A 12,716-nucleotide genomic window follows, 5' to 3' on the forward strand; every position below is an offset into this window, starting at 1 on the left:
CAGTTTAGGTTGGTTTGTCAGGTCATGGGGTGGTGACCAGGACTGCTTCGGTGAGCAGGCGGCGGACCAGAACCAGCTGATCCTCGGTGGAGAGGGCTGGGAGGGTGCCGACCTTGTGCTCTTGGCCGTCGAGGACCTCGGCCAAGGCGTCCGCGACGGTGGCCGGGAAGGTAATCGTTCGGTCGGCGAGCTGGAGGGTGACCGGGTCGCCGGGGACGAGGCGGTGGCGTAGGCCGCCGCGGAGGCGCACGGTGGCGCCAGGGGCGAGGGCGGTGAGGGCCGCTGCGTGAGCCAAGGGTGGGATTGGTTCGGGGCGGTTGGCGGACCAGGTACGGCGGCGGAGGCGCGGGGCTAGGTCGTCGGCCGAGGTGGAGCGGATGGATGCGATGAGCAGCTCGGCCACCTGCGGCAGGACCTCGGCCAGTTGAGCGGGGTCGCCTGGGTCGAAGCCGAGCGGGAGGGCAGTGCGGAGCGCCGGGTCGTTCGCTGCCAACGCGGCCAGCTCTTGGACCACGAGATAGCGGGTCAGAGTGTGGAGGCCGATCGTCAGGTGTGCGCTGACGCCACCGAGTGCCTTGGCTGAGTGCAGGAAGCCACGCGGGACGTAGAGAGCGTCGCCGGGGCGCAGTACGTCGTCGACCACTGGAGCGCGGTCGCGGGCGGCGGCAGCTACGGCGGCCGAGTGATCAGTCCACGGCTGGTTGCGGAGCGGGTCCACATGGACTGGTTCGTGAACGGTCCAGTGCTTCTCGCCAGCCACTTGGAGGACGAAGACGTCGTGTACGTCGTAGTGCGCCGAGAACCCCTGTGATTCCGGCGGGGTGATGTACGCGTTGATCTGCACCGGGTGACCGGCGTCCGCAGACAGCTGAGTGGCGAAGTCGACTAGTGCGGGCCAGGTGCGGTGGAGTGCTTGCAGTACGACGGTGTGCCCGCTGGCGAACAGCGCAGCGACCTTGTCGTCGCGGACCTGGTCAGCGATGTCCGCGCCGACTCCGCCGGAGCCAGTGAACTGGGAGTCGCCAACCACTGCACCGTTCTTGGCGATCCGCAGGAACGGCGTGCGAAGGCCGCGGCGCGATAGGAGCTCGTCCGCGTCGGTCAGGGTGAACAGGTCGTCGTACGGCGTGGTGGGGTGGGACAGCAGTGCCCGGGAACCCCAGTAGGTGCTGGTGAATTCGTCCAGGTCACCTGCGACGCAGCGCCGAAGAGCCGGACGGTCGTTCGTAGTATCTGGTCCGGCTCCCGGCACTGGAGTCACCAGCTTCCGGAGTTACCGCTCGCGCCTCCGTCGGCGCCGCCGTCGGTCGCGTTCGAGTCAGCGCCGCCATCGGCAGTGCCCTCGTCGTCGCCGCCCGCGCCGCCGTCAGCACCACCGTCAGCACCACCGTCCGTGCCACCGCCTACTGCGCCACCATCGGCCGGGCCCTCACCAGAGCTGTCGCCGCCGCCCGCGCCACCGTCAGCACCTCCATCGGCACCACCGTCCGTGCCGCCGCCCACAGCGCCACCATCAGCAGGACCCTCACTGGAGTCACCGCCAGAGCCAGAGCCACCGGAGCCGAAGTCGCCACCGGCACCGCCGTCAGCACCACCGTCCGTGCCACCGCCCACAGCGCCACCATCAGCAGGACCCTCACTGGAGTCACCGCCAGAGCCAGAGCCACCGGAGCCGAAGTCGCCCCCAGCGCCGCCGTCAGCACCACCGTCGGTGCCACCGCCCTCGGCACCACCGTCTGCGGGACCCTCGGACTCACTGCCGTACCCGGACGACGTGTTACCGCCGGCCTGCGTGTCGTTGCCCTCGGCTGAGCCTCCGTACTCGCCGTCGGACGAAGTGTTCATGTCGTCGTCGTTCAAACCCATGATGCTGCTCCTCTCGCTGCTGGTTTCAGAGCACCGGGGAGTGGCGCAAGGCACTCTGCGACCATCCTGTGCGCAAAGCAGGCCGGAGCTAAACGTCGCCCTGGTTACAGCTCGACCGCAGTGTCTCGCCAAACCTTCAAGAACCCGTCAAGGACGTCGTCCGGTCGCACTGCGATCCGCAGCCAGTCCGGCCCGAGCCCCGGGAACGTATCGCCGCGGCGGACCGCATAGCCCTTGGCACGCAAGGCTTCTCGCAGTACGGCGCCGCCTGCGACCTGCACGAGGACAAACGGCCCACGCGGTACGCCGTAGATCCGCGCACCAACCAGATTTTCGAGCAGGTGGTCACGCTGTCGCGAGATGTCACGCGCAGCAGCCGCCGCTTCGTCCACTGCGTGTTCGTTGCTGCAAGCAATCGCGGCGGCGAGTGCAGGCGTAGACACCGGCCAGTGCGGCTGCACGGCGGCCAACTGCTCGATCAGCCCGGACGCAGCGAGCACATAGCCGACCCGCAGCCCGGCCAGCCCCCAGGTCTTCGTGAGGCTGCGGATCACCACCAGCCCAGGTATCGACGCACCGGCAAGCGACTCCGGCTCCCCCGGTACGGCGTCCATGAACGCCTCGTCGACCACGAGGATGCGGTCCGGGCGTGCGAGCTCCCGCAGGTCGTCGGCGCGGTGCAGCACTGAGGTCGGGTTGGTCGGGTTACCGATCACTACGAGATCCGCATCGGCCGGGATCGCCGACGGGTCGAGCACGAACCCGTCCTCCGGCCGCAGGATCACTCGATCGACCATGTGCCCCGCAGAACGCAGCGCAGCCTCAGGTTCAGTGAATTGTGGATGGACCACGACCGCATGTCGCGGCCGGAAGGCACGGGCGATCAGCACGAACGCCTCAGCCGCACCGGCCGTCAGCAACACCCGATCCGGTGCCACGTGATGCCGCGCGGCGACTGCGAGCACAGCCGACTCCTGACGCGGGTACGACGCCAGGTCCGTCAGGCTGGCTGTGATCGCGTCGACCAGCCAGGGCGGCGGCGTACCGGTCCGCACGTTGACGGCGAGGTCTACGAGGCCGTCACCGACCTCGAGATCGCCGTGGTGCCACAAGTCAAAGCCATCCGCCACAGCTGGAGGCTAACCCGAGATCAGGAACGGGGAGTGACACTGAAGCGGCGATTGGCCAGCGAAGGGTTCGTCTGGCGCACACCGGACAGTCGGTCGCCGGACAGTTCGGCGACCGCATAGCCGTCTGACTCGCCCACTGCGGCGATGGCGATGCCCTGGGGGTCGATGACCTGGCTGAGGCCGGAGTACTTCTTCCCGTTCTGCGCAGCCGCCGCCACGTAGCAGGTGTTCTCTATGGCACGCGCAGTGAGCAGAGTGGTCCAGTGGTGCTCCTTGAGCGGCCCCCTGACCCAAGCGGCCGGTACGACGAGCACGTCGGCGCCCTTGTCGACCAGTGCTCGCGACAGCTCGGGGAACCGCAGGTCGTAGCAGGTCATCAGCCCGAGTGTCCGCCCAGCGACCTTTACGACGACCGGTGCGACGTCACCAGCGGTCAGCTGGTCGGACTCCTTGTAGCCGAACGCGTCGTACAGGTGGATCTTGCGGTACGCCCCCAGCAACGAGCCATCGGCGCCCACAGCCAGCAGGGTGTTGTACGGGCGGTCCTGGTCGCAGCTGCGCTCGAACATGCCGGCCACGATCGCCACACCGTGCTCCACCGCACTCTTGCGCAGGGTCGACACGAACTCACCGTCGAGAGGCTCCGCGATGTCCGCTACGCCGTCGAGGTTGAAGTCGGCCATCATCGCCTCAGGCAGCACCACCAGGTCAGGGCGGTCTTGAGCCGCGGAAGCGACCAGTCTGGTGACCAGCTCCCGGTTGGCAGCCTTGTCGGAGCTACTGGCGGTCTGCACGACGGCGATCCTCATCCCTCCATGGTGCCGCACAACCAGGCAGACTGCTGGGGTGGAGTTTGATGCGGTGGTCGTGGCTGGTGGCGGGTCCACGCGGTTGGGCGGCGTGGACAAGGCCCTGGTGGTGCTGGACGGGGTGACCTTCCTGGACCGAGTGCTGCGCGCGGCGGACCACGCCACGACCACTGTGGTGGTCGGACCGGTGCGGACGACGTACCGAGAGGTGGAGTGGGCGCAGGAGGATCCACCAGGGAGCGGACCGGTGGCCGGGCTCGCGGCAGGGTTGGCCCAAGGCAACGCGCCGATCGTCGTGGTGCTGAGTTGCGACCTGCCATGGGTGACGGCCGAGGACATCGCACGGCTGGTCAGCAGCATCGACACCCACGACGGCAGCGGCCTGCGGGACAGCGACGGACGTGATCAGTGGCTGGCCGCGGCGTACAAGAGAAGCTCACTCGAGCACGCCCTCCAACGGCTGGGCGACCCGAGAGACCAGTCGGTACGACGCCTCACCTCCGACCTAGACCTGGTCTGGTCGGAACCGTCCAGGAGCGGTGATGACGTGGACACCTGGGCCGACCTAGACGGCTGACGTACCGTGTGAGACATGCGAGCTGTGGTGTGTGAGGGTGCAGGCGGACTCGAGGTTCTGACCGTCGGAGAGATCCCGGATCCGACCCCGGCAGTCGACGAGGTCGTGATAGACGTCGTGGCTGCGGGTGTGAACCGTGCCGACCTCCTGCAGCGGCAGGGGTTCTATCCGCCGCCTCCGGGCGCACCCGGCACGATCGGGCTGGAGGTGTCCGGCCGCATCTCCGCCGTCGGCGCTGAGGTGACGGACTGGGCCGTCGGCGACGAGTGCTGCGCGCTGCTGGCTGGAGGTGGGTACGCCGCGAAGGTCGTCGTACCGGCGCCGCAGGTGATGCCCGTCCCGGACGGGATCGACCTGGTCAGCGCAGCCGCGTTGCCTGAGGTGGTGGCGACCGTGTGGTCCAACATCTTCATGGGTGCGCACCTCAAGGAGGGCGAGACGCTGCTGGTGCACGGCGGCGCGTCCGGGATCGGCACGATGGCGATCCAGCTCGGTGTCGCGCACGGTGCGCGCGTGCTGACCACGGTCGGCAGCAAGGACAAGATGGAGTTCGCGAGCCGGCTCGGTGCCGATGTCGCGATCAACTACAAGGAAGCCGAGTGGGCCTCCGTGGTCCAGGAGGCGACCGGCGGCGCCGGGGCCGACGTCATCCTCGACATCATCGGCGCGAAGTACCTGACCGACAATGTGAAGTCCCTCGCGTACGACGGCCGCCTGGTCGTGATCGGCATGCAGGGTGGCGCCAAGGGTGAGCTCGACCTCGGCCGCCTGCTCAGCCGGCGCGCCTCGGTGACCGCGGCCGGTCTGCGGACGCGGTCGGTGGCGGACAAGGGGCGGATCATCGCCGAGGTCGTCGGCCACGTCTGGCCGCTGGTCGCCGCGAAGAAGGTCCGCCCGATCGTCCACACCACCTTCCCGCTGGCCGAGGTGGCCGAGGCGCACCGCACCCTCGAGGAGTCCACCCAGATCGGCAAAGTCCTACTGACTCTCAGCTAACGAAGCCAGCCACGCCGGATCCGGCGCGACCAGCTGGATCACGTCGATCCAGGTGCCCTCGGGGTCACGCACGAAGAAGTGCCGCTGACCCCAGACCTCGGTGACGGGTTCGCCCGCCAAGGCGACCCCGGCCTCGACCAGCGCGGCCGCAGTCTTGTCGGCGTCCTCGACGACGAACCCGAACACGTTGGTGCTGTCCCGGAGCGCGTTCACCGCCGCCGGGACCGACTCATGCCCACGCTGGACGATCGCGAGCTCCCAATCGGCCTCGCCGCGGCGGGCGCAGATGAACCAGCCGATGTCGATCGTGATCTGCAGATCGAAGTGCTGCTGATAAAACGCAGCGACCTCCGCGGGACGGTCCGTCACCACGGTGGCGCCGAAGGCTGCGGGTTGCATCCACACTCCTGACTACTACAGCTGTTGTTGTTGACCACGACAGTTGTAGTTGATGACTGGTACAGTTGTCAACGTGCCCAGGAATCCCGAACGCCGCACCCAGCTCGCCGACGCAGGCCTCGCCGTCCTCGCCGAAGCCGGCGCCCGCGGCCTGACCCACCGCGCCGTCGACGCCGCCGCAGGCCTCCCCGCCGGTACGGCGTCCAATTACTTCCGGACCCGGGATGCGTTGCTCGGCGCCCTCGGCGAGCGCATCTTCGAGCGACTCGCCCCAGACCCGGCCGTCCTCGAACCGCTGTCGAAGCGCGAGCCATCAGTCGATCTGGTCGTCGACTACGTCCGCTACATCGTCGAGCGACTCCTGGGCCGCCCTGAGCTCTCACTCGCTCTGCTCGAGCTCCGCCTGGAGGCGGCCCGCCGCCCCGACCTGCACGAGATCCTGTCGCGCACGCTGCGCCAGGGCTTCGACGCCGACGTCTCGTTCCACGTGAACGCCGGTCTCCCCGGTGGCGCCGAGGAGGTCCGTCTGCTGCACTTCGCCCTCGACGGCCTCGTCCTCGACCAACTCACCCCCGGCACCGGCCACCCGTACGACGTCGATGCCACCACCGACCGTCTAGTGCGACGACTAGTCGGTTAACCCGCCGCGGTGGTTCTCAACGCCACAGGGAGCGCTATTTGTTGCCCAGGGCAACATCGCCTGCTCGCGCGGTCACGCCTGCCGATGGTCTCCCGCGTCGACCAGCGCGACCTCGGGGTAGGCAACCGGGTACGGCGGTGTGCTGGTGATGCGCCAGTCGCCACACGCACACCGCTGGTAGACAACGAGTCCTTCGCTGACCTGATGGGAGGACACCGCGCTCCAGCGGTGTCGATGCGTCTCGCTCTGGGCTGTCATACCTCCATCGTGCTGTAATGGCATTATGCATCTCAACCCTTACGGCGCCGACGCGATCCTGCTGGCCGTGAATCTGGTCACGCGACCGGCCTCGACCCCGGACGAACTCGCCGATCGCTGTGAGGAGAGCGGGGTCGAGAGCCGCCTGGTGCGCGACCGGAAGGTGACCCGCGCAGACCTGGCCGCGGTCCGGATCGCTGTGGACGAATGGCTGCAGGTCGTCGACGCGAAGGACGAACAGACCCGCGTCGATCTGATGAACGCGATGCTCGCCAAGTACACCGAGCATCCGCGGCTGACCAACCACGCCGGCGACGGCTGGCACATGCACTACCGCCCGGACAACGTGCCGGTCGGCCGGCTCGTCGCGACACTCATCAGCACCGGTACGGCGTTGCATCTCGCCGGCCGCGGGATCACCCGGCTCGGCCGGTGCGCCACCGACGGCTGCGACAACGTGTACGCCGACCTGTCGCGGACCGGCGTGCAGCGCTACTGCAGCCCGGCTTGCGCGAACAGAGACGCCGTACGGCGGCATCGGGCCCGTACCCACTAGCGCTCGGACAAGCTGGTCCTAGGATGGGCGAATGAGCGAGAGCAGCAGCGGCGAGGGCCAGGAGATGCCGATGGCCGGGGCGCGGACCGAGGACGGCAAGGTGCTGATCGTCGGGCCGGACGGGATGGCTGTCGAAGGACCGCCGCGCTCGAACGACGACGATCACGATGAGCCACGATCGGTGACCGAACTGGTCGAGCAGCCCGCCAAGGTGATGCGGGTCGCGAACATGATTCGCCAGCTGCTCGACGAGGTGAAGTCGGCGCCGCTCGACGAGGCGTCCCGGCAGCGGCTGCGGACGATCCACGAGGCGTCGATCAAGGAGCTCGAGAGCGGCCTCGCGCCGGAGCTCGTCGAGGAGCTGGACCGACTCAGTCTCGACTTCAGCGAGGACAGCACTCCGACCGAGGCCGAGCTGCGGATCGCGCAGGCCCAGCTGGTCGGTTGGCTGGAGGGTCTGTTCCACGGCATCCAGACCGCGCTGTTCGCCCAGCAGATGGCCGCCCGCCAGCAGCTGGAGGGCATGCGCCGCGCGCTCCCCGGCGGCCAGCAGGTGCCGGGCGAAGAAGGCCCCGGCTTCCCGGGTGCTCCGGGAGCCACTGACGGCCCGGGCAGCGGCGGGATGTACCTCTAAGACTTAAAGATCGAACAACTCCTCGAGGACGGCGGCGACGCCGTCCTCGTTGTTTGTGGGGCACACCCGATCCGCAACAGCCAGTACGTCGGCATGCGCGTTCGCCACCGCGTACGACGTACCGGCCCAGGCGAGCATGGGCAGATCGTTCAAGGAGTCGCCGAAGGCGATCGTGTCGGCGGCCGGGATGTCCAGCTCGGCCGCGAAGTCCGCGAGCATGGCGGCCTTGGAGACACCGGTCGCGCCGATCTCCACCAGGCTCGTCCCGCCACTGTGGCTGGCAGAGACTCGCTCACCAACCACCGCACTGATCTGTGTCAGCAGATCGTCGGAGTGCCGGCTTGGATGCCGGACCAGCAACTTTGCGGCCGGCTCCGCAAGTAGCTCGTCGAGCTCGGCGATCAACGTGTTCTCGGGTTGCGGCCAGTGGTTCACGTACTGCGGTTCCTGTCCGTAACGGTCCGATCGCTCAATGGCGAACTCCACCTCGGGAATCGCGGATCGGATCGCCGTTGCCACTTCGTGCAATACCGCCGGATCGATCAGCCGGGTCCGGATCGCCTGCTGCTGCGCGACGTCGTACAGAATGGCGCCGTTGGCAACTATTGCGATTCCGTGATCGCCGACGAGATCTGTCAGGTCGTGCAGCCAGCGAGGTGGCCGGGCGGTGACCATCACGAAAACACTTCCCGCGCGTTGCACCGCAGCGACGGCAGCGCGGGTCCGATCGGAGATCGTCCGGTCGCTGCGGACCAAAGTGCCGTCGAGATCGGTCGCGACCAGGCGGGGCGGGGGTAGCGTTTCGGAGGCCGTCACAGGGCCACCGTAGCGGGGTGTTGCACTACCGTCAGAACGGCCTTGGGCGCAAGGTGTGGGGCGTCGCTTTCAGCTGATTCTGATCAATCTGATTGAGCTTTTGACGACGTCACCAGACTGTTACTGCAACAAGCTGCAAATGCAGCAAGTTCCGCTGCGCTGCAACAAGAATGCGTGATTTCATGCGATGGTCTGGCAGGGAACCCGGAGCGTTTCGACCGCGTCGTATGCCTGTTCTGGATCAGCACGACTGAGACAGCCCGCCAGCGACCAGTAGACGTAACGTCCGCAAATTGATGCGGATTTGGCTGCAACCAAATCCTCAGCAGCGACGTCAACAGTTATGGATCAGTCTGTCCCGCGACAGGGACGACATCGGTGGGTCGGCAACAGTTCGCCGTTCCATCAGTGAGTGGATCCGTGTGACCGAACGACGTTCACCGTTCGTTCACGTGAGTCCGGATACTTGGGGAGCCTTGATGACCGTCAGCAGCGCCAATCTCTTGGAACGTGCCACAGCTGTCGACACATCTTCCAGCACAGTTGGGGCCATGACCGGATGTATCGCCCGGTCGGATATTTTCCAGCACCGCTTGATGGAAGAGCCGCCGCCCGCTTCGGCCACCCGCCGGACCCGGGAGCGGTACGACCAGCTGGTGCGCGAGGCAAAAGCCTTGTGTGCTTCGTGTCCGCTGTTCACCGACTGCCTGTACAGCGCCGTCGCCGAACACGATGTGAGTGGTTTCGTCGCCGGAACCACTGCTGCACAACGCCGTTCGATGCGGAACTTGCTCGACGTCGAAGTGCAGGCCGACGACTTCGACCAACTGGCCGGCGCCCGCGGTACGCGCCGCCCGGTGAGCCACGAAGAGGTGCTGCGCCTGCGGGGTCAGCACCCCAACGACAGCCTGGAATCCCTGGCCATGCGGCTCGGATGTTCCTTGTCAACTGTCAAGAGGCACCTGCGGCGCGCTCGGCGCGGGCAGAGCCCGGCCACCAAGACGCCGCGCCCGCGCCCGCAGCTGGACGCGGTCCTGGACGCCTTCGAGACCGTCGTGGACGTCCAGCCGTGCCAGCCCCGCCGGGGCGGTAGCCGCGTCGCCTGATCCCACCCGATCCGGCATTCGGCCCGCCAGCGGACTGCCGGTCACTGAACGCAATAGCCCGGAATCTCTGTGTAGACAGGGATTCCGGGCTTTTTGTTGCCTGCAGCAATCTCTTCGGTTGTCAACCTATTCAATCCTGGTCGAAAGGTTGCCGGACCTGAGTTTGTCAGGACGTGTCAGAACCAGCGATTGAGAACGGCCGCGACCCCGTCGTCGGTGACCGACTTGGTCACCTCGTCGCCGACCGACTTCACTTCGTCGGGCGCCGATCCCATCACGACCCCATGGCCGGCGAACCGCAGCATCTCGATGTCGTTGCGGCCGTCCCCGAAGGCGAGCAGCCCCGAGGCGTCCAGACCGTACTGCGCGAGCGCCACCTTCAGCCCGGTCGACTTGTCCACACCCTCGGGCGCGATGTCGAGCCAGGCGGTCCAGCCGACGAAGTAACCGACACCGTGCAGCCCGAGTCGCTCGGCCAGCTCGACGAAGTCCGCCTCGGACTGCTCCGGGTCGCGAATGATCAACCTGGTCACGGGTTCCGGCGCGAGCTCGTCGTCGGAGACCACCCGGATCTTGGCGTTCTTGCCCAGGTCGCCGTCCGGGAACGGCGCGGTCACCAGGTAGGTGCCGTCGGACTCCTCGACCGCCATCCGGGCGTTCGGCGCGTGCTGGCGGACGGAGGCGATCACCGTGCGCGGGTCGAACGTGCGCTCGTCGAGCACCTCGCCGTCCGGGTAGCGCAACGTCCGCGCACCGTTGCTCACGACAACCAATCCGTCGGGCAGGCCGAACCGCTCGGCCACCGGCTTGGTGGTCGACCAGGCGCGACCGGTCGCGAGAATCACCGGCACCTGCGCGGCAGTCCGCCGTACGGCGTCGATGACCGCAGGCGACAGCCCTTCGTCGTGGTCGATCAGCGTGCCATCGATGTCCAGGGCAACAGCTGTCGGCTTGAAAGGTGCCGCCTGCGGTTCTGTCACTTGATCGGCTCGAGAACTTCGCGGCCACCGACGTACGGCTGCAGTGCGGTCGGAACGCGGACCGAACCGTCGACCAGCTGGTGCGTCTCCAGGATCGCGACGATCCACCGGGTGGTGGCGAGCGTCCCGTTCAGCGTGGCGACCGGCTGCGTCTTGCCGTCGGCATCCCGGTGCCGGATGTTCAGCCGGCGGGCCTGGAAGTCGGTGCAGTTCGACGTCGAGGTGAGCTCGCGGTACGCGCCCTGGGTCGGGACCCAGGCCTCGCAGTCGAACTTCCGGTACGCCGACTGGCCCAGATCGCCGGTGGCGGTGTCGATCACCCGGTAGCTGAGCTCCATCTTGTCGAGCATCTGCTTCTCCCAGTCCAGCAGCCGCAGGTGCTCCGCGGCAGCGTCCTCGAGGCTGCAGTAGGAGAACATCTCGACCTTGTCGAACTGGTGGACACGAATGATCCCGCGGGTGTCCTTACCGTGCGAGCCGGCTTCCTTGCGATAGCAGGACGACCACCCGGCATAGCGCATCGGCCCGTTGCTCAGGTCGAGGATCTCGTCCATGTGATACCCCGCCAGCGCGACCTCCGACGTACCGGTCAGATACAGCTCGGGGTCCTCGAGGCGGTAGACGTCGTCGTGCGCCGTCAGGTAGCCGGTGCCGCCCATCACCTCGGGCTTGACCAGGGTCGGCGTGATCATCGGGGTGAAGCCGTTCTCGACCGCCTGCTGGATGGCCAGCTGGAGCATGCCGAGCTGCAGCAGCATGCCGGCACCCTTGAGGAAGTAGAACCGCGATCCCGAGACCTTGGCGCCACGCTCCATGTCGATCGCGCCGAGCAGCTCGCCCAGCTCGAGGTGGTCGCGCGGCTCGAAGCCCTCGGCCGCGAAGTCGCGCGGCTTGCCGATCTCCTCGACCACGCGGAAGTCGGCCTCGCCGCCGACCGGGGCCTGGTCCGAGACCAGGTTCGGCAGGGCGCCGGCCAGCTCGTTGAAGCGGCGCTCGGCGTCGTTGGCCGCCGCGTCGGTGGTCTTGACCTCGGCGGCCAGCGCCTTGGTCCGCTCCAGCAGCGCGGTGCGCTCGTCACCCTTGGCCTGGGCGACCTGCTTGCCGAGCGTCTTCTGCTCGGCCCGGAGCGCCTCGAAGGTGGAGATGGACGATCGACGCTCACTGTCGGCGACCAGAATCTGGTCGACCAGGTCGGTACTCTCGCCGCGCTTGGTCAGGGCGGCTCGTACGACGTCAGGGTTCTCACGGAGCAGTTTCGCGTCAATCACACCCTGAGGGTATCGGGGCGTGTCAGAACGGGCGAAGTCAATTCGGGATGATGGGGTGGAGGCCAGCGACTACACAGGGGGAATTGAGCGGGCGATGAACCACCATCCACCCAGTCCGGTCGGCCGTGCGCTGACGGTTGTCCTGGGTGCGGTCCCGTTCACCGTCGTCACGCTCCTCGTCTTCGGCGGGTGGCCGCCGCTGCAGCAGTGGGACGCCTCCGTGGCCGCGCGAGCCACGACGTACGGCGGTACGCACCCCAACGTGGTCGACATCTGGCAGGTCATCGGGGCAGTCGTTCTGCCGTGGACCTCCCGGGCCGTCATCGTGATCGTCGCCGTGTTCCTTTGGCAGCGCCGGGCGCGGGCGCTGACGGTGTGGCTGCTGGTGTCGGCCGGTGCGGAGCTGGGGCTGGTCCAGGCGGCGCAGTACATCTTCACGCGACCGCATCCCGCTGGCGCGCTCGTCGACAGCGGCGGCTGGTCGTATGTGTCCGGCCACGCCGCAGCGGCGTTTGTGATGGCTGGGGCGCTGGGCGTCGTGCTGCCGTCGGTTCGGGGCTGGCGGCGGCGGTTCCGGCTGCTCGTGCTCCTCCCGGTGATCGCGGTGGTGTGGATCGCTTCCGTGGACCGGATCGCCCTGAACGTTCACTACGTGTCCGACGTACTGGGTGGGTGGGCGCT

Annotated in this window: 16 protein-coding genes; 7 read left to right on the top strand and 9 right to left on the bottom strand. The window is 67.7% G+C overall.

What is annotated here, in order from left to right; translation table 11 throughout:
• Window positions 1–22 precede the first annotated feature (22 nt).
• The 4 genes from E1263_RS23895 to E1263_RS23910 all read right to left on the bottom strand — a co-directional run bounded on the left by E1263_RS23895 (window position 23) and on the right by E1263_RS23910 (window position 3,805).
• Window positions 23–1,252, bottom strand: coding sequence for a cupin domain-containing protein (locus E1263_RS23895; protein ID WP_238161472.1), 1,230 nt, complete (start codon window positions 1,250–1,252; stop codon window positions 23–25).
• Between the two features lie 5 nt (window positions 1,253–1,257).
• The gene (locus tag E1263_RS23900) at window positions 1,258–1,866 is read right to left on the bottom strand and encodes a BatC protein (protein WP_132171052.1); all 609 of its coding nucleotides are present in this window, start codon (window positions 1,864–1,866) and stop codon (window positions 1,258–1,260) included.
• A 104-nt stretch (window positions 1,867–1,970) separates the two neighbouring features.
• A complete protein-coding gene (gene cobC / locus E1263_RS23905) occupies window positions 1,971–2,996 on the bottom strand; it encodes an Rv2231c family histidinol phosphate aminotransferase CobC (protein WP_132171054.1) in 1,026 nt (341 codons plus the stop codon).
• 20 nt (window positions 2,997–3,016) lie between these two features.
• Window positions 3,017–3,805 carry a carbon-nitrogen hydrolase family protein gene (locus tag E1263_RS23910; protein WP_132171056.1) on the bottom strand — a complete coding sequence of 263 codons (789 nt, stop codon included), beginning with the start codon at window positions 3,803–3,805 and terminating at the stop codon, window positions 3,017–3,019.
• Window positions 3,806–3,842: 37 nt separating this feature from the next.
• Between E1263_RS23910 and mobA the strand changes: the two genes are divergently transcribed.
• Both mobA and E1263_RS23920 read left to right on the top strand, forming a co-directional pair.
• The gene (gene mobA, locus E1263_RS23915) at window positions 3,843–4,382 is read left to right on the top strand and encodes a molybdenum cofactor guanylyltransferase (protein ID WP_132171058.1); all 540 of its coding nucleotides are present in this window, start codon (window positions 3,843–3,845) and stop codon (window positions 4,380–4,382) included.
• Between the two features lie 15 nt (window positions 4,383–4,397).
• The gene (locus tag E1263_RS23920; RefSeq protein ID WP_132171060.1) at window positions 4,398–5,378 is read left to right on the top strand and encodes an NAD(P)H-quinone oxidoreductase; all 981 of its coding nucleotides are present in this window, start codon (window positions 4,398–4,400) and stop codon (window positions 5,376–5,378) included.
• On the opposite strand, the gene E1263_RS23925 is transcribed toward E1263_RS23920, so the two are convergent.
• Window positions 5,361–5,777 (bottom strand): VOC family protein, encoded by a 417-nt coding sequence (locus E1263_RS23925; RefSeq protein WP_132171062.1) that lies wholly within the window; start codon window positions 5,775–5,777, stop codon window positions 5,361–5,363. The genes E1263_RS23920 and E1263_RS23925 overlap by 18 nt on opposite strands.
• Before the next feature lie 73 nt (window positions 5,778–5,850).
• Between E1263_RS23925 and E1263_RS23930 the strand changes: the two genes are divergently transcribed.
• Entirely contained in the window at window positions 5,851–6,417 is a 567-nt protein-coding gene (locus E1263_RS23930) for a TetR/AcrR family transcriptional regulator (protein ID WP_132171064.1), read from the top strand.
• Window positions 6,418–6,489: 72 nt separating this feature from the next.
• On the opposite strand, the gene E1263_RS23935 is transcribed toward E1263_RS23930, so the two are convergent.
• Window positions 6,490–6,675 (bottom strand): hypothetical protein, encoded by a 186-nt coding sequence (locus tag E1263_RS23935; protein ID WP_132171066.1) that lies wholly within the window; start codon window positions 6,673–6,675, stop codon window positions 6,490–6,492.
• A gap of 25 nt (window positions 6,676–6,700) precedes the next feature.
• Between E1263_RS23935 and E1263_RS23940 the strand changes: the two genes are divergently transcribed.
• Window positions 6,701–7,231: a CGNR zinc finger domain-containing protein gene (locus tag E1263_RS23940; RefSeq protein WP_132171068.1), complete on the top strand. Its 531-nt coding sequence runs from the start codon at window positions 6,701–6,703 to the stop codon at window positions 7,229–7,231.
• 31 nt (window positions 7,232–7,262) lie between these two features.
• Window positions 7,263–7,865 carry a bacterial proteasome activator family protein gene (locus E1263_RS23945; RefSeq protein WP_132171070.1) on the top strand — a complete coding sequence of 201 codons (603 nt, stop codon included), beginning with the start codon at window positions 7,263–7,265 and terminating at the stop codon, window positions 7,863–7,865.
• 3 nt (window positions 7,866–7,868) lie between these two features.
• Here E1263_RS23945 and E1263_RS23950 read toward each other — a convergent pair whose 3' ends face one another.
• A complete protein-coding gene (locus E1263_RS23950) occupies window positions 7,869–8,681 on the bottom strand; it encodes a Cof-type HAD-IIB family hydrolase (protein ID WP_132171072.1) in 813 nt (270 codons plus the stop codon).
• 551 nt (window positions 8,682–9,232) lie between these two features.
• Between E1263_RS23950 and E1263_RS23955 the strand changes: the two genes are divergently transcribed.
• Entirely contained in the window at window positions 9,233–9,787 is a 555-nt protein-coding gene (locus E1263_RS23955; RefSeq protein ID WP_132171074.1) for a WhiB family transcriptional regulator, read from the top strand.
• A 176-nt stretch (window positions 9,788–9,963) separates the two neighbouring features.
• Here the strand turns inward: E1263_RS23955 and E1263_RS23960 are convergent, their stop codons facing one another.
• Both E1263_RS23960 and serS read right to left on the bottom strand, forming a co-directional pair.
• On the bottom strand, window positions 9,964–10,767 hold the full coding sequence (locus E1263_RS23960; protein ID WP_132171076.1) for an HAD family hydrolase: 804 nt from the start codon (window positions 10,765–10,767) through the stop codon (window positions 9,964–9,966).
• Window positions 10,764–12,035, bottom strand: a complete 1,272-nt coding sequence (serS, locus tag E1263_RS23965) for a serine--tRNA ligase (RefSeq protein WP_132171078.1) — start codon at window positions 12,033–12,035, stop codon at window positions 10,764–10,766. The genes E1263_RS23960 and serS overlap by 4 nt, the downstream gene beginning before the upstream one ends.
• 94 nt (window positions 12,036–12,129) lie before the next feature.
• On the opposite strand from serS, the gene E1263_RS23970 reads away from it, so the two are divergent.
• On the top strand, window positions 12,130–12,716 hold a 587-nt coding region (locus tag E1263_RS23970), incomplete at its 3' end, for a phosphatase PAP2 family protein (protein ID WP_132171079.1).

The sequence above is a fragment of the Kribbella antibiotica genome (assembly GCF_004349055.1).
Taxonomy (GTDB): Bacteria; Actinomycetota; Actinomycetes; order Propionibacteriales; family Kribbellaceae; genus Kribbella; species Kribbella antibiotica.